This window comes from Streptomyces sp. NBC_01549, assembly GCF_026339955.1.
In the GTDB taxonomy this organism is placed as follows: domain Bacteria; phylum Actinomycetota; class Actinomycetes; order Streptomycetales; family Streptomycetaceae; genus Streptomyces.
Window position 1 is genome coordinate 5,061,912 of record NZ_JAPEPW010000001.1, and the last position, 19,883, is coordinate 5,081,794.

Annotated in this window: 14 protein-coding genes; 4 read left to right on the forward strand and 10 right to left on the reverse strand. The window is 67.6% G+C overall.

Annotated elements, in window-relative coordinates; translation table 11 throughout:
- Positions 1-40 precede the first annotated feature (40 nt).
- The 7 genes from OG819_RS22530 to OG819_RS22560 form a co-directional block, all read right to left on the reverse strand.
- Complete coding sequence (locus tag OG819_RS22530; protein ID WP_266651009.1) at positions 41-2,203, reverse strand: AIPR family protein; 2,163 nt, start codon at positions 2,201-2,203, stop codon at positions 41-43.
- 58 nt (positions 2,204-2,261) lie between these two features.
- Complete coding sequence (locus OG819_RS22535; RefSeq protein ID WP_266651010.1) at positions 2,262-3,773, reverse strand: N-6 DNA methylase; 1,512 nt, start codon at positions 3,771-3,773, stop codon at positions 2,262-2,264.
- A gap of 132 nt (positions 3,774-3,905) precedes the next feature.
- The gene (locus OG819_RS22540) at positions 3,906-5,552 is read right to left on the reverse strand and encodes a class I SAM-dependent DNA methyltransferase (RefSeq protein WP_266652806.1); all 1,647 of its coding nucleotides are present in this window, start codon (positions 5,550-5,552) and stop codon (positions 3,906-3,908) included.
- A 5-nt stretch (positions 5,553-5,557) separates the two neighbouring features.
- Complete coding sequence (locus tag OG819_RS22545; RefSeq protein ID WP_266651011.1) at positions 5,558-7,024, reverse strand: restriction endonuclease subunit S; 1,467 nt, start codon at positions 7,022-7,024, stop codon at positions 5,558-5,560.
- A gap of 53 nt (positions 7,025-7,077) precedes the next feature.
- Complete coding sequence (locus tag OG819_RS22550) at positions 7,078-10,761, reverse strand: DEAD/DEAH box helicase family protein (RefSeq protein WP_266651012.1); 3,684 nt, start codon at positions 10,759-10,761, stop codon at positions 7,078-7,080.
- 266 nt (positions 10,762-11,027) lie between these two features.
- The gene (locus OG819_RS22555; RefSeq protein ID WP_266651013.1) at positions 11,028-11,240 is read right to left on the reverse strand and encodes a DUF397 domain-containing protein; all 213 of its coding nucleotides are present in this window, start codon (positions 11,238-11,240) and stop codon (positions 11,028-11,030) included.
- A complete protein-coding gene (locus tag OG819_RS22560) occupies positions 11,237-12,154 on the reverse strand; it encodes a helix-turn-helix transcriptional regulator (RefSeq protein ID WP_266651014.1) in 918 nt (305 codons plus the stop codon). The genes OG819_RS22555 and OG819_RS22560 overlap by 4 nt, the downstream gene beginning before the upstream one ends.
- Before the next feature lie 120 nt (positions 12,155-12,274).
- On the opposite strand from OG819_RS22560, the gene OG819_RS22565 reads away from it, so the two are divergent.
- The 3 genes from OG819_RS22565 to OG819_RS22575 are packed head-to-tail and all read left to right on the forward strand — an operon-like array spanning position 12,275 to position 13,551.
- Positions 12,275-12,784 (forward strand): ATP-binding protein, encoded by a 510-nt coding sequence (locus tag OG819_RS22565; protein ID WP_266651015.1) that lies wholly within the window; start codon positions 12,275-12,277, stop codon positions 12,782-12,784.
- Positions 12,785-12,797: 13 nt separating this feature from the next.
- Positions 12,798-13,106: a type II toxin-antitoxin system prevent-host-death family antitoxin gene (locus OG819_RS22570; RefSeq protein WP_266651016.1), complete on the forward strand. Its 309-nt coding sequence runs from the start codon at positions 12,798-12,800 to the stop codon at positions 13,104-13,106.
- A complete protein-coding gene (locus OG819_RS22575; RefSeq protein ID WP_266651017.1) occupies positions 13,099-13,551 on the forward strand; it encodes a PIN domain-containing protein in 453 nt (150 codons plus the stop codon). Before OG819_RS22570 ends, OG819_RS22575 begins: the two co-directional genes overlap by 8 nt.
- A 37-nt stretch (positions 13,552-13,588) precedes the next feature.
- Here OG819_RS22575 and OG819_RS22580 read toward each other — a convergent pair whose 3' ends face one another.
- A complete protein-coding gene (locus OG819_RS22580; RefSeq protein ID WP_266651018.1) occupies positions 13,589-16,162 on the reverse strand; it encodes a DUF262 domain-containing protein in 2,574 nt (857 codons plus the stop codon).
- A gap of 565 nt (positions 16,163-16,727) precedes the next feature.
- Entirely contained in the window at positions 16,728-17,297 is a 570-nt protein-coding gene (locus OG819_RS22585) for a TetR family transcriptional regulator (RefSeq protein ID WP_266651019.1), read from the reverse strand.
- A 269-nt stretch (positions 17,298-17,566) separates the two neighbouring features.
- On the opposite strand from OG819_RS22585, the gene OG819_RS22590 reads away from it, so the two are divergent.
- Positions 17,567-18,934 carry a carboxypeptidase-like regulatory domain-containing protein gene (locus tag OG819_RS22590; protein WP_266651020.1) on the forward strand — a complete coding sequence of 456 codons (1,368 nt, stop codon included), beginning with the start codon at positions 17,567-17,569 and terminating at the stop codon, positions 18,932-18,934.
- Between the two features lie 57 nt (positions 18,935-18,991).
- Here OG819_RS22590 and OG819_RS22595 read toward each other — a convergent pair whose 3' ends face one another.
- Complete coding sequence (locus OG819_RS22595; protein ID WP_266651021.1) at positions 18,992-19,852, reverse strand: helix-turn-helix transcriptional regulator; 861 nt, start codon at positions 19,850-19,852, stop codon at positions 18,992-18,994.
- Positions 19,853-19,883 lie beyond the last annotated feature (31 nt).

Here is a 19,883-nt window from a genome sequence, read left to right on the forward strand (position 1 = left end):
TCTGGCTCGGGTGGTTCCGCGCAGGCTGCTGACATACGGCCTACTCGTTGCCTTCCCCTTCTAGGTTTCCGAGAAGGCGTTCGGCGAGTTCGGCGAGGGTCTCACCGTCCTGGGTGATCCAGCGAGCGGTGCCCTGGTTGGAGACCGGTCGTCCCTCCCAACCGGCCAGTTCCCACATGCGGGAGACCAGGCCACTAGGCGAGTAGCGCTGGCGGTCGTACTCCCAGATGAGTGCCTTGCCGGTGTTTCCTGTCCACGAGGCACGCGAGCGGCTCTCGTCTGCTGCGAGCCAGGTGTCTAGCGCTTCTTGCTCGGCCGGTACGTAGAGGCTGAGGCGAAGGGGTGCGCCTTCGCGGAGCGCTCCCTGGTTGACGATGACGTGGACCGAGTTGGGGCGGCGCGGCTTGCGGGGCCGCTCTTCCTTGCGGAGGTACGGGGACACATCCTGCGTCTGGCCTCCCGCGGACAGCACGTCCAGGACATCGGTCACGAGCGCTGCGCACTCCGCGTCGTCGATGCATACCCGCTTGAGATCCGAGCGTGTTCCGTGCCGGGAGTCCAGTACGCCGAGCATTACGGGCACCGTGCGCTCCAGTAGTTCGGGGATCCGGTTGCAGGCCTTGACGCACCAGGCGGCGGTGGGGTCCGCGGGGTCAGGCTCGCCTATGCCCGCGTCTTCTGCGAGCAGTTGGCGGAAGACGAGATGGGTGAGGAGAAAGGCTCCATCGTCGATGACGGCGGCTCCGCGCTTCTCGTACTGGTCGCGCACGGTACGTAGGGCTTTGCGGGTCTCGCGGAGGGCACGTACGGCGTTCCAGACCTCGAAGACTCCGGGTACGGAACGGAACAGCGGGTCGTAGATGGATCCGCTGCCTCGCTGCCACATCACGTCGGTGGAGTCGGCCGCCACTAGCCGAGCCGTGAAGCGGCTGGCGGAGTGTGCGCAGGCCAGCGCGCACGCGGCCTCGACGACGGAGCAGCCCTCGTCCCCCTGGGGCTCCAGTTCGCCTCGGCGGACGCTGTACACCAGGTCGAGTTCGGCCCGGAACTCCTCGATCAGGACGGCCTGTACCGGGTCGAGGGCGATGCGGTCGCGGTCGGTGATGTGGTTCTGCCGGTTGGTGGCCTGGGTGGTGCGCTGGGCGAAGTCGGTGTCACCGCCGGTGACGATGATGCGGACCCCGACCTCGGCCGACTCCGCCTGCTCGTCCTCTTTGGCCGCGTCGATGACGGCACGTACGGTCTGCGCCCCGTTCACCACGCTTGCGCCGTGCGCGGTGAGGCGGAGCGGGAGACGTTCCGGCTGCTTCTTGGATCCCTTCTCGATCTCCAGGGAGTCGCACAGAATGGTGATGCCGTTGTTGAAGTACCAGAAGTTGGCGGGCTCTTCGGTGAGCGTCTCCACCAGCTCGCTGTTGATGGGGGTCAGCCCGAGCGGGTTGCGGATGTTGTGGTCGAAGAGTCGGTTGCCGTACTCCGCCCATTCCACGATCTGCTCTGCCTGCACCACGCCTTGGTAGGCCTGCTGGTTGGAAGGCGAGCATGCGAACCATGGAGACATCGTCACCTCGAGGGTGATCGGCTCGGGCCTCTGGTCGGTACGGGCTTGCGCGTAGATCTCCGGCGAGTGGATCACACGGTGGAAGATGTGGGTTCCGTCGTGGTTGAAATCCTTCTCCCCGTTCTCGATGGCCTGGCGCACCCCTGGGGCGAGTTCCTTCGTCCCCATGAGGACGATCACCTGGGTCACCTTGGTCAGGTCCGAGCCCAGCAGCGACTTGGCCTGCTCTGCCAGGACACGGCCGCGCGGATTGAACTGGCGGGATTCCCCCGCGTCGATCAGGGTGAGTCCGGAGAACAGTTTGAGGACTGCGGTCTCATCGGCTTTGGCAGTGCCTGTCTCGCTCCACTTGGACTGGACGAGGTAGATGTGCGCGGTGTCCTGGTTGACGGCGATCGCGTCGATCCCCTGGTCGTTGCCGCCGTCGATGACGCAGGCCGCCGCCTGGGCGGGCGTCCAGTCGGTCACCATGCGCACGGCATGCGCGGCAAGGGCACGGGACCGCCGCGCAATGACGAGGTCATCCGGCCTGCGGTTGCCGAAGTCGCTCATGTCGATGAGGCCGCCGTACGTCGCGTCGAGGAAGTTGGCGACTTGGCGGACCTGGGTGGGAACGTCGGGGCGGCGCGGAGGGGTGTTCATGGTTCTCCCGTGCGGGGCGGTCAAGAGTGCGGGGCGTGGGGAACGCGGTGGGTGCTTGTCACTGGCCGGGGGCGAGTGAGTCCACGACGGCCTGGAAGCTGCTGCTCGCGCTGTTCAGTTCGGCCACGATGGAGGCCGCGATGTCGCGTGGGGAACCGAGGTCCTGGCGGTTTTCGGTGAGGTCGGCCCAGAGCTCCAGGCTCGTGCTGGGGCGGGCCAGAAGTTCGGCCACGGGGTACGGCTTGAAATGGCGGGACGGAGTACGGCTGCTGTGGTCGGGGTAGTCCGGGCGGTAGGCGGCGAGGAAGTCGGAGAGGTCGTCCTCGGTGAGAGGGTTGCCGGTGTCCGTGCGGTGGTTGTCGGTGCGGGCGTCGTAGACCCACAGGGTGCGGGTGGCGGGCTCGCCGCTGGGGCGCGGGGCGGACTTGGTGAAGAAGAGGATGTTCGCCTTGGAGTTGGTGCCCCGGAAGATGCCGGTGGGCAGGCGCAGCAGGGTGTGTACGTCGCAGTTGAGGAGCAGATTGCGGCGTACGGTGGCCGCGGCGCCCTTACCGAACAGCACGCTGTCGGGGGCGAAGACGGCGGCTCGCGCACCTTGCGGCAAGGTGATGGCGATGTGTTGGAGGAAGTTGGTGGGAAGGTCTGCCTTGGGCGCCCAGAAGTCGTCGCGGTGGGTGGTATCGACGGCCGCGTCAGTGCTCTTGAAGGGCGGGTTGCACAGAGCCACGGTCGCGGCGACATCCCGGTCCTGCCGCTGAATCGCCCTTGCCCTGCGGGAAAGGGAGTCCGAACGCTGTATCGGGGGAATCCCCGCGAACAGACGGCGGGTGTTGAGAAGCACGTTCATGGTGGCGAGACGGCACATCTGGGGATCGATGTCGGCTCCCGCGATGGCGGAGGCGTCCACCTTGGTGCCGTGGCTCTCCATCTCGCGATGGGCGGCGATCAGTGTGCTGCCTATGCCGCAGGCCGGGTCGATGACCCGGTCGTCCGGGGTGAGTACGAGGGCCTTGGCGACCACGGTAAGGAGCGGCGGTGGGGTCAGGAACTGCCCGGTCTCGCGCTTCTTCAGCATGTCGTCGTAGCAGTCGGAGAGAAGCTGGGCGAAGGCCCGTCCGAGCTCGCCGTCGGGGACCTGGGCCCAACGGTAGGGGTGGATTTCCTCGGTGATGAGCTGTCGCAGCTCGCTCATCCGGTCGATGTTCCACGGCTGGGCGTCATGGAAGAGGACGCTGGCGGTGGTGCGGCGCTGATTGTCCGGGGCCGGCGCGCCGAGCGTACGCATGGTGCGGGCCAGGTAACTGTGCAGGTCTTCGCCGCCGCGTTCGACGAGGTGTGGCCATGTGTCGATCGAGGGCGCGACCGGACGGGAGGCGAACTTGCCCGGCCGGTTTGCGCGTTCGTGATCGAGCTTGAGGAAGATCAGATAGGCGATGTGCTCAGCGAACTCGATCTTTGTCAGGGCCCGGATGCTGGTCTTGTCGTTGTAGAACGCCCACCAGCGGCGGACGATCGATTCGGCGGTCCAGTGCCGCTCAAGCTGCCCACTCTGCGGCGGAATCCCCGACATCCCACTCGTGCTTCCCGGCCCAGTACTGCCCCGCCCCGTACCCATCCCGCTCTGCTTCCCTCCGTTGTCACCCGAGTCCGGGCCACGGCCGGTTGCCCTCCCGGCCCGGGCTCGGGTGACGGAAGGACGGGCCTACCCCGCGCGGGTTTCCCCTGTTTCGTCGCTGTCGTCGTCGGTGGTGCTGGTCGGTCCCGTTCGCGTGACGCTCTCCGGAGCCGCCTCCTTTTTCAGGGCACGGGCCACGGTGGTGAACTCGGCCAAAGCGGCCTCCAGTTCGTCCACGATCTCCTGGGCGATCACGTCGGGCGACGCGAGGGCCTTTTGCGCGGAGTCCGTTTCCGATCGGAGGACGGTCAGGTCGAGATTTACCTTGTCACGAGTGATCAGTTCTTCGTAATCGTAAGCCTGGAAGCGATCAGTAGGCTTACGAGCGGAGAAATCGGTGCCGCCCGAATGGAACGCGGCGACGAAGTCGTCCAGATGCTCGCGGCGCAACTGTCGCTGCTTGAGGGTGAAGCGCTGGTCGGTGCGGAAGTCGTAGACCCACAGCCGTCTGGTGCCAGGACGGCCTCCGGTGCGCTGACCGGTCTTGTCGAAGAACAGGACGTTGGCCTTGACACCGTTGGCGTAGAAGATGCCGGTCGGCAGGCGCAGCAGCGTGTGAACATCGCACAGGTTCAGCAGGTTGCGGCGGATCGTCTCGCCGGCACCTGACTCGAAGAGCACGTTGTCGGGGAGGACGACGGCTGCCCGGCCGTTGGTCTTCAGCAGGTTGTAGATGTGCTGGACGAAGTTGAGCTGCTTGTTGGTGGTCTGGGTCCAGAAGTCCTTACGGGCGGTGTACGCCTCGCCCGTCACCGACCCGACGCCGAAGGGCGGGTTGGCGAAGACGATGTCGTAGAACCGCGACGGAGACTTCGCCAAGGAGTCCTGCATGGTAATCAGCGGCTTGGCCTCGGACGTGCCGATGTTATGCAGCAGCATGTTCATCAGCGCCAGACGGGCGGTCTCCCGGACCAGCTCGTAGCCGGTGATCGCACCGGTCTGCAGCTTGCGGCCCTCGTCACCGTAGAGCTGCTCCTGGTAGTGCTGATTGAGGTGGGCGTGGGCGGCGATGAGGAAGCCGCCGGTTCCGCAGGCCGGGTCGGTGATGGTCTCGCCGACCTGGGGCCGGACACAGTCGACCATGGCGTCGATGACAGGGCGGGGAGTGAAGTACTGGCCGGCGCCGGTCTTGCGGTCCTCGGCGCCGCGCTGCAGCAGGCCCTCATACGCGTCGCCCTTGAGGTCCTGGTCCTCAGTAGTCCAGCGGTACGGGTTGATCAGGTCCTTGATCAGCCGCTCCAGGACGGCCGGTTCGTGGATCTTGTTGCTCGACTTGGCGAAGACCTCACCGAGCATGGTGCCGCCACGCGAGCCGAGGTCCTTGAGGACGAACTCGTAGTGATCCAGCAGCGCGTCACCGGAGCGGGTGGTCAGGCTCGCCCAGTCCCGGCCCGGAGGAACGAGAGGCTCTTCCGGCATGTTGCGGCGGAACTTGGCCGGGCGGTTGGCCCGCTCGTCCGCCATCTTCAGGAAGAGGAGGTACGTGAGCTGCTCGACGTAGTCGAGAGTGGAGACCCCGGAGTGGCGCAGGAGTTCGCAGTATGACCAGAGGCGATTGACGAGAGTGCTGGTCGACTCGGCCGCGGTCGCCTTCGGCGTGGCCTGAGGCCCCAGGGGAACAGTTTCCTGGGGCGAGTCCTGCGCTGGGGTGGTGACGGGCTTGTCGGTGCTCATGGTGCTCACAGGGGCAGTTCTCCCTGACCGGGGTTGCCGGTCGACTTGCTAGTGCGCGGGGTGCGGCGTCGCGTGCTCTTCGTGTCGGTGGCAGCGGAGCGCTGGGCGCGGATGCGGTGGAGCAGTGCGGAGGCGGGCTCGTCGGTGGGGTCCTGGGGGACGAGGGCGCCGGTGAAGGCGGCGTGGAGAAGGGCGGCTCTTAGGTCGGCAACCTGTGCAAGGGACGCTTTCGCTGTCTGCCGAAAAGCTTCGGCCTGTTCCACGTAGTTCTCGATGAGCTTGACCAGATCGTCCTGCTCATCGCGTGGAGGAACAGGGACAGGAAGCAGCTTTATCTTGCGAAGGCTGATCGACGCGAGGTTCACCGTCTGCTTGCCGTTGCGGTCGCACCAGGCCTTCCCGAAACTGTTCGCATGCCATGCAAGGAGCAGAGGTGAAAGAACGTCACCAATTACACGGGCTCGGAAGACATGATTCTGGTGAATGCAGTCATCGATTTGCCCCTCCCAAACCCATCCCCGGCCGAGCTTGTCGCGGTCCCCTCCCTCGTTGAGGAGTACGTCGCCCGGGGCGAGCCGGAGAGATTTGGCCTTAGCGGGGGGTACCCGGATAGTTTCTACTCTGTCCAGTGTGAGTCGACTGCGTTGCACATTAGCTACGCGAAGATAGGGGACTTCGATGTAGTCGGGATCGCTCTGTTTCTTGCTGTCCTTGGTGATTCCACCAACGACGGCTGCGATCTCACCAAGTCGCCTCCAATTCCATCCTGCAGGGAGATCGGGGAGTTCGCCATCATCTGAGTCTGCGGGTGAAATATCGGTAGGGAATCGATCAGTGTGACTCAGGCCACCGCTCGTTCCCAAGGCGAGGATCTGCTCCACGAAGGATTCACACTTGCCAAGTGCTGTCTGAACGGAGGCCTCGCCAGCCTCGACGTGAGCCAGCTGCTCGTCAAGCCGTGCAACGATGCGGCGCTGCTCTGCGAGGGGCGGGACCGGGATCTGGAGCCCTTCGAGGTAGGGGCGGGGGACTCGCCGCTGCCCCACGGCGCCGGACATGTATGGTTCCGCTGTTTTCCGCACGCGCCGCTGCAATAGGTAATGCGTCAGGTACTCGGGGAGAAGAGCCCCACGGCTGCGGAGTACATGAAACTCCGTGCTGCCGAGCGCCCGTCCACCTGCTAGCTCTTTTGCCTGGACGATCTTCCCGTTCTCCATGCATGGCGTGATCTTGGCGAACAGGACGTCGTTCTCTTGAAATCGAGTCAGGGACTTTTTCCTGAAGTCGCCGTAACGGACCAGCGCTGATGGGTCCATCCGTCCGGTCTCGGCTTCGACCGAGGCCATAGGAACCTGTGAGATGAAGTCATCGTCATTTGGCTCCTCGTCGAATCCACGCGGATTTACGTCGCACAGTTCGCCGATGGCCGCGATGGCCCATCCGTCTGGCAATCCTGGGTTGCTGTCCGCCACACCGGAAGCGCTGTTGCTTCCGCCTCCGTTACCGGCCTCCACGGCGGTCCCCGTCACGCGCTCAGCTCCCTGTCGAGTTCATCGATGATGTGTTCGGCCTGTCGTTCGCCGAATTCGGCGAGGAAGCCGTCCGTGCCATTACGGGCGGCAAACGGGGCGTAGTCGAGGTCGGCGGTGTCGAAGCGTACACGTTCGATCGTGGCGGCTGCGATGTGGTCGAGCCACCAGCGCTGCCGGTCGCTGAAATACACGCCTACCTGTTGCTGGCGGGTGAGCCAGGCCGCGTAGCGTTCGCGGACGCGTTCCTCGTGCGGGATCGGCTGGGGGGCGCAGTGTTCGGCTCCGCCGGCGAGTTCATAGCGGAGCAGGGCGAGGAGGTCGGCCGCTGTCCGGCGGGCGTGGGCGCCGCGGAGGGCGGCTTCGCCGACCTGCTCGTAGGCGGTCCACAGGCGGTCCGGTGTCCAGGCGCGTGGGGGGCGGGCGATGGCACGGGCCACGTTCTGCAAGTGGCGCAGGGCGTCGGCCGGTGGGGTGTCGGAGTCGGCGTTGAAGGCGATGGCGAGGGCGGCGATTTCGTCGCGGTTGTCGTTGATGTACTGGCGCCAGCTGGTGACGACGTCGCGGGAGGCCGCCTTGTCCTCCAGCACGGCCCCTGCGGTGACCAGCTCGTCTCGGCTGGTCTCGTCGTAGAGGATGTCCTTGGCGCGACGCATCTCTAGCAGCCGGGCACGCAGCTTCGGGGCGGCGGCGAGGGGCTGGACCGCGTGGTCGATCAGCGCCCGCACCTCCCGCTCGGGGTCGCGGCCGGTCAGGTGGGCGGCGTCCCGTACTTTCTGCTGGTCGTCAGCCGAGACCGCGCGGACCATGCCGTGGATGATCTCCTTGAGGGGGCGGCCGCCGGTGAGCTGCTCGATCTCGCCGCGCTCCTCTGGGGTCATCTGGATGTCGAGCTTGGCAAGGCGGGCGGCGAGGGTGGAGACCTCTTCCTCCTCGATGGTGCCGGCCCCGGTCTTCCGAAGCAGCTTCTCCAGGCTGACCTGCTTCTCGGTATGGCGCTCCAGAGGGGCTGCGTCGACCTTCTTCTTCCGGGTGACGCCCACCGCGTCGACGATGACGAACCGGGTCTTGGGGCCGACGCCGGGCGTCACCTTCTCGAATTCGGTGAGGGAGAGGGTGCGGGCGCCGCGGCCCTTCATCTGCTCGAAATAGGCCCAGCTCTTCACATCACGCAGGAAGAGCAGGCATTCCAAGGGCTTCACGTCGGTGCCGGTGGCGATCATGTCGACGGTGACGGCGATCCGCAGCTGAGGCAGGTTACGGAAGTCCGCGAGGCGCTCATCAGCCTTCTTCGCCGCGTGGGTGATCTTGGTGCAGAAGTCGTTGCCCTTGCCGAAGACGTCACGGACGACTTCGACGATCTCCTCGGCATGGTTGTCGTTCTTCGCGAAGACCAGGGTCTTGGGGACGTACATCTCGTCCCACAGCAGCTCACCAGTGGAACCGTCACGCTTGCCGCGTTCGGGGAAGATCTCGGTGAAGAGCCGTTCCCGGAAGGTGTGGATCACGGTGCGCAGCTGGTCCTTGCTAATGACGCCCACACCGACTTGGTTCGCACCGTACTCGAGGTCCTCGTCGAGGTCCTCGTAGCGCTGGCGCCGGGTGCGGCGGTCGCGGACCGGGATGGTGCCCTGGGCGATGACACCGCCCTCGGCCGTTATCCGGGTGCCGATCTCATACACGGAGAAGTCGACGTTGACGCTATCGGCGACGGCCTCCTGGTAGGTGTATTCGCTGACCAGGTTGCCGTTGAAGTAGCCGAAGGTCTGGGCGACCGGAGTGGCGGTGAGGCCCACGATGGGCGCGTCGAAGTACTCCAGGACCGAGCGCCACTTGCCGTAGATGGAGCGGTGGCACTCGTCGACCACGATCAGGTCGAAGGATTCCGGCGGGATGTCCGGGTTGTAGCCGACCTCGACCGGGCCGGGAATGTCGTAAGGCTGTTCTCCCTCGGCGTCTTCCGTGGGGGCGCCCGGCGGGCGTTCGCCGGTCAGTTCCATATACAGACGCTGGATGGTGGACACGACCACCTTGGAGGACGGCTTCATGCCTTCGGCGCCGAGCCGCTGGACGTGGTAGAGGTCGGCGAACTTGCGGGCACCGTCAGGGGTGATGAAGTTTTCGAACTCGGCAACTGCCTGGTCGCCCAGGTTGTTGCGGTCGACGAGGAAGAGGACTCGCTCGGCACGCGCGTGCTTCAGCATTCGGTACGAGAAGGTCACCGCGGTGAAGGTCTTGCCGGCGCCGGTGGCCATCTGTACCAGCGAGCGGGACTGGCCCATGCCCTGCTGGCCCCTGCCGAGGGCGACGGAGTCCTCCACCCCGTGGACCGCGGAGATCTGCGCAGGGCGCAGCGGCCGTTCGTCCAGTTCGGGCATGCGCCAGCGGAGGCGGGCGCGGTAGCTCGGGGCCTGTGGGTCCTCGTCGGCCTGGCGGATCCAGCGGGCCAGAGTGCGTGGCTGGTGGAAGGAGAAGATCCGGCGGGTACGGGAGTCGGGGTCGAGAGTGCTGCGGAAGCGGGTCTCGCCACCGTCGCTCACGTAACGGAACGGCAGGGGTTCCTCCCGCCTCCACGCGCGCATCCGCTGCTGGGCGTCGGTGAGGTGGTCGGCGTACCGGTCGGCCTGGGCCTCGGCGGCGGACAGGTCGGCCCCCTCGCGCTTGGCTTCGATGACACCGACCAGCTTGCGGTCCACGTACAGCGCGTAGTCGGCCCGGCCGCGTGCGGTGGTGGTCTCGCGGACCGCGACACCGTTGCCCCGGTGGTCGCCCTGGTGCCAAAGATTTTGCTCCGCGACGTCCTGGACTTGCCAGCCGGCCTCGGTGAGCATCTGGTCGAGGCGGGCGCGGACCTGCACCTCGGTGAGGGGCTCGCGGGCGGCTGCTTCGGCGTTGTCGAGGAGGCGGGCGCGCTCTGCGACGGCGGCGGAGGCCGCAGAGCTGTCGGTGGCTTCGGCCCTGCGCTGCCGTGCGTAGTCGGCTTCCTGGGCCGCTTCGACCTGCTTCAGCTGCTCCTGGAGCGCAGCGATCGAACGGGCGAGATCCCCCTGCTCGGCGCGAGCCGCGGAGAGCTCACGTTCGGCGGCGGCCCGAGCCGCCTGCTCGGCCTCCGCCTTGGACGCCTGGCCCTGGTAAGTGAGGCGGGCTTCCTCGAGGGCCTTGCGGGCCTGGGCCACCTCGTCGCGCAGACGCTGGTTGTGTGCGGCCGGGGTACGGGCCGGGTCCGGGGGTACGAATGCGATCTGCTCGCGCGAGCTGGTCAGCAGGCGGTGGTACCAGACTCCGAGCCTGAAGCAGGATCGCAGGGCCCGGAAGGCATCGTCGGAGTTGTCGTGGTCACCGTGATTGGCGTCGTTGCCGAGGGTGCGGACCTCGTGGAAGGCGGCCCCAACATTTCCGTGCAGGTACCCCTCCTTGTCGAGGGCCTTCAGCCGCTCGAACTGTGTGGTGCCCGCGTTTCTGATCCTGGCCCTGCGGACCAGGTCCGCGGCGAGCGTCTCAGCGAACTGCCGCGACTTGATCAAAGAAGTGTTGGGGTCGCTGAAGACGTAACTCTCGGCTGCTGCCCCGTAGGCCACGAGCAGGGGGGTGTGCGGCAGTAGAAAGCCGAAGTTCCTGGACTGCTGGGCCAGCCGGGCCAGCTTGGCGTTCCGGGTGCCGGGCGAGCCGACCGCACTCATGCTGTGTCACCACTTTCCGGGGCGGTGTGATCCGCATCGTTGGCACGGTGATGCCTGCGCCTTGATCGATGTACGAGCCTACTGGGGGAGTGCGGGTGGGCGACCCTGTTTTGCTTCCGAGGCTGACCGAGCGCATGTCACGCCTTGATTCCCTCGCCGCAGGGCCTATATGTCACAGCCCCACGCTCTGGGCGGCAAGGCCGAGCCGGACATGAGAGCCCTGCCGTCAGGCTGGAACCGGCAGGGCTCGCGCGACCGTACGAACGTCAGGAAAGCCGCTCCGAGGAGGCGAGCTCGACGAACCCCGCCCAAGCCGCGCGCGACACCGTGAGTACGGGGCCGGTGACGTCCTTGGAGTCCCGGACGTGTACGGCGGTCGTAGCGGCGACCTCCACGCAGTCGCCGCCCTCGGCTCCGCTGTAGCTGCTCTTGAACCAGGCGAGGCCAGAGGTGACGGTCGAGGACTCGGCGTTGTTCATAGCGATCCCAGCAACCTTTCGATGAACTCCAGTGACTCCCGCGGGGTGAGAGCCTGTGATCGGATGATCCCATAGCGTGCTGCAGCGAGAGCCGCCTGCTTCGGGTCGGTCTCAAGGGCGCTGGTTCCCTGTGCTTCGGCGTACACGAACTTCTTGCCGTCATCGCGCGTGACAACCGTGAAGGGACCGTCCACCCCTGCGCTTTCCTCGCGGTCGAGCGGCATGACCTGGATCTCGACGTTCCGTTTCTGGCCGATCAGGAGGATCTGCTCCAACTGCGCCCGCAGAACGCTCTTTCCGCCGTACGGGCGCCGCAGCACAGACTCCTCCATCACGAAGCTCAGCAGCGGTGCGGGACGCCGGTCGAAGATGTCCTGGCGGGCCAGTCGCGCCGCTACACGCTGCTCGATGGTCTCCGAGTCCAATGGCGGACGCCGCATTCCCAGCAACGCCCTCATGTACTCCTCGGTCTGAAGCAGCCCCTTGACCACGAGCGTGTCGTACGCCAGCAGCTCAATGGCCTCCTTCTCCAACTTCGCCATTCCCTGAAAGAACCCCGGATACTGAGCCCGCTCCACCTCGTCCTTCCATACGCTCAACAACCCCTCCGCGCCCAGCACTTCATCCGCCTGGTCGATCGTCCGGGCCGACGGGATCCGCCGTCCCTGCTCGTACGACGCGACCGTCGAGGCTGAGTACCCGAGCCGCCTGCCGAACTCCTCACGGTCCAGCCCCTCCCGCAGCCGCAGGGTCTTCATGTTCTTGCCGAACGCGCAGACCACGCCCTTCCCGGCCTCGTCCTCCGGCCGCCGTACCGCCCCGTCGTCGCTCTCCCACACGCCCCCTAGGCTCAGGACCGCTCCGCCGTCCTCACCTGGCAGGCCACCCGCATCCGCATCCCTGCGCTCCGCCATCCCGCCCACCGCCTCGTTACGCAGCCCACCTCGTACTGGCACGTACACCGCGCGTACAGCCAGTCCGCGTCAGTGCGTCACCACTGGTAACGCTACGCCACCGGCGGGACCGTAATCGGCATGACGACCAAGCCTGACAGCCTCACCGGCACCACTGAACTCGCCACTCCCGCCCCGCACTTGATCACCGCCCCCGCCGAGCAGGGCCGCACCTTCGAGATGCGCTTCACCTCCACGCCACGTGGAGCCCGCCTGGCCCGGCGACTGACAGCCCTCCGACTGGCGGAATGGGGAATCCCGTACGACACCGACCCGCACGACGACCTCCTCCTGATCGTCGCCGAGCTGACCGCCAACGCCGTCCGGCACGGCCACGTCCTCGGCCGGGACTTCCGCCTCCGCGTCCACGCGACCGGCGACGGCCGCACGGTACGCATCGAGGTTACCGACACCCGCGCCGAACGCCTCCCTCGTCCCCCCGGAACTCAGGATGCCCAGGACGGCCCGGGCGTCGAGGAAACCGGCCGCGGGCTGCTCCTCGTATCGCGCCTGGCCGCGCGCTGGGGCTGGCATCCGCGTGCGGACGGGCCGGGCAAGACCGTCTGGGCTGAGTGCGCGCTCGTATGGTAGTACCGTGTAGTACATGGAGACGACCGCTCGCGAGTTCAACCAGAACGCCTCGAAGATCCTCGCCGCCGCCGAGCGTGGCGAGCGGATCACGGTGACCAAGAACGGGCGGCCGGTCGCCATACTGTCGCCGGTGACGGAGGGGGACTCGCCCGACTCCGGCGGTGGCGCCCGGCCATCGAGCCCCGCCTATCCCTTCCGCACGGATCCGATGGGTGATCTGGACTTCCCGGACCTCGGCGGCCCGGCCCTCGATGACGACGAGATCGAGGCGACGCTGCGGGGCATGGGGAGCGCGGGGATCTCGGACGGCGACGATGAGTGACGTTCCGGTCGCGATCGCCGACACCAACGCGCTGTACCGGATGTTCGTAGCGAAGGATCCCCGTCACGCGGCCCACCGGGAAGCGCTCGCCCGTGTGGGGCACCTCGTGGTCTCCCCGCTGGTCCTTGCCGAGCTCGACTACCTCCTGACGCAGAGAATCGGTCTCGCCGCCTCTCTGAACGCTCTGGACTTCATCGCGCGTCAGACGGAGGCCCGCCGCTTCACGGTTCCCGACAGCGCCCCGCACCTACGGGGCGCCCTCGCGGTCATGCGTGGATATGCGGACGCGGACTCCGGTGCGGGGGTGGGGCTCGCGGACGCGATGAGCGTGGCTCTGGCGGCCGCTTACGAGACGGCGGACATGTTCACGACGGATCGGCACTTCCGCATGATGCGACCGCTGACCGGCCACCCCGCGTTCCGGCTGCTCCCGGACGATCTCTGACCCGCTCCAGCCGGGGTGCAGGCTGTTGCCGGTCCCCTCAGGCCGCGCCCCGCTTCTCCCAGCAGTCCCTGAACCATGCCAGGGTCTCGGCGAGCAGCTCTCGATCGCGGTCCTTCTCCAGCAGTGACAGACGGAAGCCGGGGCGCAGCTCCAGCTTGCCCTCCGGGATGTCGACGCCCTCCAGTTCGTTCAGCCGTTTGAGGAGTTCGGCGCGTAGGGCCCGGTCGGTGAACGGTTCTCGTGCGGCGAGGTGCTGGAACACCACCTCCGCCGTGCCGCCCCGCCCACCGCCCGGATAGAGCGTCAGCGGCCAGATGCCACGGCCCGGCGCGCCCGCTTCCCCGAGCATGAGGAACGCGCTGGTCGTGACCTGACCCGCCCCATGTCCGATCCAGCCGCCGAGTTCCTCCCAGCGGGAGAGGAGTTCGCGGACCGCCGCCACCGTCTCGGGGGAGTCGTCCGCCGCGAGCTGGCGGAAGAACCGGTCGGCGCGTGTCTCCTCCCCCTGGCCGCCGCCCGTCGTGCGCTGTGCTGTGCCCTCGCCCTCGGCCTGGGCGTCGTCCTCGGCGACCAGCAGGGCGAGGTCGTCGGAGGAGAGGCGTTGCGCCGGATCGGCGGCTCCGGTCACCGTGAATCTGACACCGTCGGCGCTCAGTCGGGAACGGACGTCGCCTTCCTCGTCCTCGGATGTCCAGCGGAAGCCCTCGGAGACCTTTCCCTCGGAGGTGAGCACCCGGTACGCGTTGACCACTCCTGGTGTGCCCGCCATGTGGTTGCCCACGGCCTGGGCGCCGGAGCCGAGGAACGCGGCGAGGTCGCCGTAGGACGTCCAGGTGCCGTGGGGGAGGGCCGCGAGGACCTGGTGCGCCAGGTGCCAGTCCCGGCTGCGCTCCGCACGGCCGACTCCGCTCAGCGGGGCCGGCCACAACGCGACCGCCCGGTCGGCGAGTTCGTCGGCGCGGGCGAGGATCTCCTGCGCGCCCCAGCGTTCGGTCGCGGCGATGCGGCGGTTCATCTCCAGGTGACTGCCCTGCAGCAGGCCCTGCTTGCGCTCGAAGGGGTGGTTCGACAGCTCCGAGTTGACCGCAGTGAGCGTCAGATTCCCGAGGGTGTGCTGCAACCGGGAGTGCAGGTCCTGCGCGCTCTCTCCGTCGGCCACGTCCTCGCCCAGCATGCGCAGCCACTCGTCGCCGGGGGACTGCGGCATGACGTGCTCGACGGTGAGCTGCGCGGCGGCGAAGTCCACCGGCTCGGGATGCTCGTAGCTCTCCTCCAGCCGCTGCAACACCATCTTCCGCTGCGGTGGGCGTCCGAACTGGTAGAAGGGCGCTTTGCGGATCTTCTCGCGCAGGTTCTCGTCGTCGGGCCAGAACCGGTTGTCGGCGGAGAGCACTTGGCGCAGCCCGTCGGCCACGGGCACGTCGAGCGGTAGCTGCCCGGGGACGGCCTGGAAGATCCTGTTGAGGCTGTTCGGTGGCTCCCTGCAGATCATCCGGCGTACCAGGAAGCTCTCTACGTACGACATCGCACGCGCGGTGTCCGCGGAGTCGAGTTCCCCGCGCTCGCGCCGGTCGAGCAGCAGCATCAGCGCGGGGTAGGTGGCCGTGGCCTGCCAGGTGTCCAGGCGGCGTAGATGGGCGCGGACGGTCGCGTCCGACTCTTCCTCAGGGTGGAGCAGCCGACGGAAGAGAGCGGCACGACGGTGCAACTCCCTGATGTACGCCTCGATCTGCTCCTCGCTTGCCTCACCGCGCTCGAAGCGCTGCTGCTGGGCCGCATACAGGTCCTGGCGGCGCACCCGGTCATCGCCGTCGAGGACCAGTTGCAGCCACATGAGCTGTTCCAGCTCTTCGTTGCTCAGACTGACCTGCAGGGGCAGCCAGTAGGTCTCGTAGACGTGTTCACCGTGGGTGTGCAGCTTCATGAACAGGTAGTTGCGCAGCAGGTCCGCCTGACTGAGCTTGAGCCCCGTGTTGTTGAGGGACTCGAAAATGCGGTGCACGTTGTCGCCGCGCTCGGCGGTCACCGCGACCAGCGTCAGCCGGGAGGTGATCGCCTGCTCGATGCGGAACACGTCCTGCGGGGCGGCGGGATCGGCGGCCTCGACCAGCTTGCGGCGGAAGAAGGTGTAGGCCGCGGCGACACCGCCGCCAGCGGCCTGTCCCGTGAGTGGGCCGCGGACATGCGCGGCGAACTGCGACCGGTCCGCCTGGGTCGGCAGCAGCCGGAAGTGGTCGCTGCCGCTCTTCCGCTTGTTGATCAGGTATTCCTCGTCGATGCGCTCGGCCTCGTCGGGCTCGGCTTCCCTGATGTGATCGCGGATCGCGGCCAGGGCGAGGGAGAGCGTGGTCAGCCTCTGCTGGCCGTCGACGACGAGCCAGCGGGGGAACGTCGCCTCGTTCTGCGGAGACGGCGCGAGGACGACGGACCCCAGGAAGTGCGTGTTCACCTTCTCCCCGCGCTCGATCAGCTCGGCCTGCTCCAGGATGTCGCTCCACAACTGTTTGAGCTGCTTCTCCGTCCAGGAGTACGTCCGCTGGTAGAGCGGCACCTGGAACTGCTGGGCCCTCCCCTGAACGAGATCGGCGAACAACGTCTCCTTCGCCTGCATCGTGGCCCCCCTTGGCGATTGATGCGGTCGTGGCACGTGGGAACGACCATAGGGCCTCCCACTGACAGCGGCGGAAATGCCTCAGCAGTCGTTCAGGTAATCGGTACAACAACGGCCACTTGGTCCCGCTATGGCGCAGTTGCCGCAAGGCTCGCAGGAACTGTCCCTGACCGTCGCCGGCGCTGCGAACTGCTCCGGCACGGGATCGGCCACCAGCGTGTTCCTCGACATGGTGCGGACAACGGCCGCCATGGAGCCTGCCTGGCGGCCCGCGCAGCCCGGTGAGCGACCTCCGCGATCAGCTGATGCAGGTTGCAGGTGACGGGCAGGGGCTTCGCCGGCGTGCCTTCCAGGCGGTGGAGCACCGCGTGGCGACCCTGGCCGGTGTCAATGAGGTCGGTGAGAAGCTGACGGGTATCGCCTTCGGCTTCGAGCCAGACCCCCGAAGATCACGGTGCCCTGGCCCTCGGGCTGGCTGGGTTGACCGCATAGCGAGGGGCTGACCACATAGGAAGACTTCCGCTTTCCGATGGCTGACCCGCGGTCCAACGCGACCCTGCGCGCGTCAGTCGCCCGCGTCGACCGCGCCCTCGATGAGTAGGCGGGCGGCCGCGTCCGTGCGGGCGATGTCGTGGGTGACCAGGCGGTCCTGGCACAACCCGCGCAGGCCGGAGACGAGGAGCGTGGCCCGTGCGCGCGCCCGCTGCGGCGGGTGGCCCAGCCGGACGTAGGCGGCGGCTATCGGGGCGACCATGACCTCCACCGTCTCGGCGGCGATGTTGCCGTACTGCTCCGGATCGGTGGTGGCCAGGCTGAGCAGCTGCAGCAGCATGCGGATCGCCACGGACTGCTCCCCGACGGTCATCGCTTCCCACAGGGTGTGGGCGGCCCTGCGCAGGCCGGCGGTGTCGTGGACGTCGTCGAACATCGCGTGGGCGTCGGGACGGTTGGCGGCCAGCGCCTGGGTCAGCAGATTCTCGCGGCTGCCGAAATAGTACAAAAGCATGCGCTTGGTGGTGCCGATCGACTCGGCGAGCGGGCTCAGCGACATCTGGGCGAGGCCGTGCTGCTGGAGGGAGTGCACAACCTGCTGCAGCAGCTCGGCACGCTTTTCGGCATTGATGGGGCGAGGCACGGTTTTGACTGTACCGGTCGGTACGAATAGGGTCCATGAGGCGTAGTTGTGCCGATCGGTACGTTAACGAATTCGCGCCGACGTCATGGGGATGGCCGGGTGCGAGCAATGGGGAGGGGCGCCATGGAGCTGGTTGCATCGCGAGTGACGGTTGCGGGAGGTGGGGTCGGAGGGCTCGATCCCGCGGTCTCCCCGCAAAGGCCCGGGATCCGCGGCGTGTCCCGTGAGCAGTACGGTGCGGGTCACCGTGGCGGCCGAGGGGTGGGTCTGTGACCGACCAGATCGAGCGCCCTGACGGCATACGCGTGGTCAGGACTCTGGCCGAGGCCGTGATGTTTCCGCTGGTGCTGTTCCTCGGGCTTCTGCTCTCCTTCTCCACGGCCCTGCACGCGCCTCAGCCGCACCACGCGAAGATCGTGGTCGCGCACTCCGCGGTGGAACGCAAGGTCGACGCCGCTCTGCGGCAGCAGCATCCCGGTGGGTTCGATGTCACCGCCGTGGCGGACGCCCGAGGAGCCCGCCAGGCGGTGCTGGACCGGGACGCCGTGGCGGGCTACGTCGCCGGGCCCCGGCACAGTGTGCTGTACGTGTCCAAGGCCAACGGGATGTCCCTCGAGCAGGCTCTGACCAAGGGCTTCACCGCGCTCGCGGCGCACAACCATCAGACGCTCACGGTCACGGAGGTGGCGCCCCCCGCGAGCAAGGACCAGAACGGCACGGTCGTCGTCTACTTCGGCGTCGCCTGGAGCGTCCCCGGCTACATACTCGCGACGACCCTGCTGCGGGCGGTGACCTTCAACCGTCGCAAGAGACTGCTGACGATCGCGGGCGCGGCTGCCGTCTTCAGCGCCGTGGGCTTCCTCATCGGCGTGGGGCTGGACTATCTCCCCAACGAGCCCTCGGCCATGGCGATCGGCTTCTTGCTCACCACGGCGGTGGCCACGGTCTCCTCCGGCCTGGCGCCTTTCACCAAGCAGTTCCTCCCCGCGGTGGGGATGACTCTGTTCATCGTGCTGAGCGTTCCCGTCAGCGGTCTGACCGCCGCCCCGCTGCTGCCGACGTTCTTCCGGGGCCTGCACGCCGTCATGCCGCTGGCCAACGGGGTGGACGCCCTGCGAGGAGTCCTGTACTTCGACGGTGCGGGGGTGCTCAAGCCGGTCCTCGTGCTGTGCGCGTGGCTCGCGGCGGGTCTCGCCCTGCTGGGCCTCGACACATGGCGGCACCACCGTATGGCCGCACGCCCGGTCTCGGAGGATGAGCAGGAGGACGTCGAGGAGCCGCCGGTGGAGGACCCGTCCCTCGAGGCGCCCACGCCCACCGCGCTTCCGGTCCACCACCACCACTTCGGCGAGCTGGTGCCGATGCTGGTGGGCACCGTCCGCGACGGTGCGCAACAGCCCGTCCAGCATGCCGCGGTGACCGTCATGGACACCAACGGCCGACAGCTGGTGCACACCACGACGAACGCGCGGGGCGACTATGCCGTGACCGGTCTGCCCGAGGGATATATCAGTCTCGTGGTCTCGTCCGTCGGCCGGAAGCCGGTGGTCCACCAGGTGCTGCTGCACTTCGGCGCGGTGGCCCGGGCCGACGCCATCCTGCACGACCGGCCGGTCGGGGCGTCACCCCGCGCGTAGTCCAACCGGCAGTTTCCAACCGGCAGTTACTGAGGCCTGACCGCACCCGGGGTGCGGTCAGCCCGAGGCGCCCCGGCCGGCCTCGTGGTTGTCCGCCGCCCAAGAGGCGAGGAAACGCAGGCCCTCGTAGGTGGGGGTGTCGGGGGCCGCGGTCCAGATGACGAGTTGTTGGTCGGGGTCGGTGGCGGCGGTGAGGGTGTCCCATTCGAGGACGAGCTCGCCGGCGATCGGATGGTTGAGGGTCCTGGTGGCGATGGTGCGGGCGGCCACGTGGTGGGCGGCCCACCAGCGGCGGAAGTCGGGATCCTGCTCGGACAGGTCGTTCACGAGGGTGGTGAGACGGGGGGAGCCGGCGTTGTGGGCCGCCTCCATGCGGAGTTGGGCGACCGCTGTGCGGGCCGTGCTCTCCCAGTCCGCGTACAGCTTTCGCATGGCGGGGGAGAAGATCATGCGGGCGTAGTTGCGTTCCTCGGCCGGGATCTGGGCGAAGTCGCCCACCAGGGCGGCGGCCAGTGGGTTCCACGCCAGCACGTCCATGTGGCGGCCCAGGACCATGGCGGGGAGGGAGCCGAGGTCGTCGAGCAGTCGCCGTAACTGCGGCTGGACCGTCTGTACGGCTTGCGGGCGCGGGCGCGCGGGTTCCTTGCCGGCCAGTTCGAACACGTACGCGCGCTGGTCCTCGTCCAGGTCCAGGACGCGGGCGACGGCGTCCAGGACGGGCTCGGACGCCTGGATGCGGCCCTGTTCCAGGCGGGCGTAGTAGTCGGTGCTGATCGCGGCCGGCATGGCGACCTCCTCCCGGCGCAGACCCGGCACCCGCCGCACGGCACCGCCGGGCAGCCCCACGGAACGGGGGCTGAGCTCCGCACGCCGGGCCTTGAGGAACTCGCCCAGTTCGGTGGATGTGTTGCGCGTCATGGCCCCTATTTTCGCAACTTTCACAGGAACC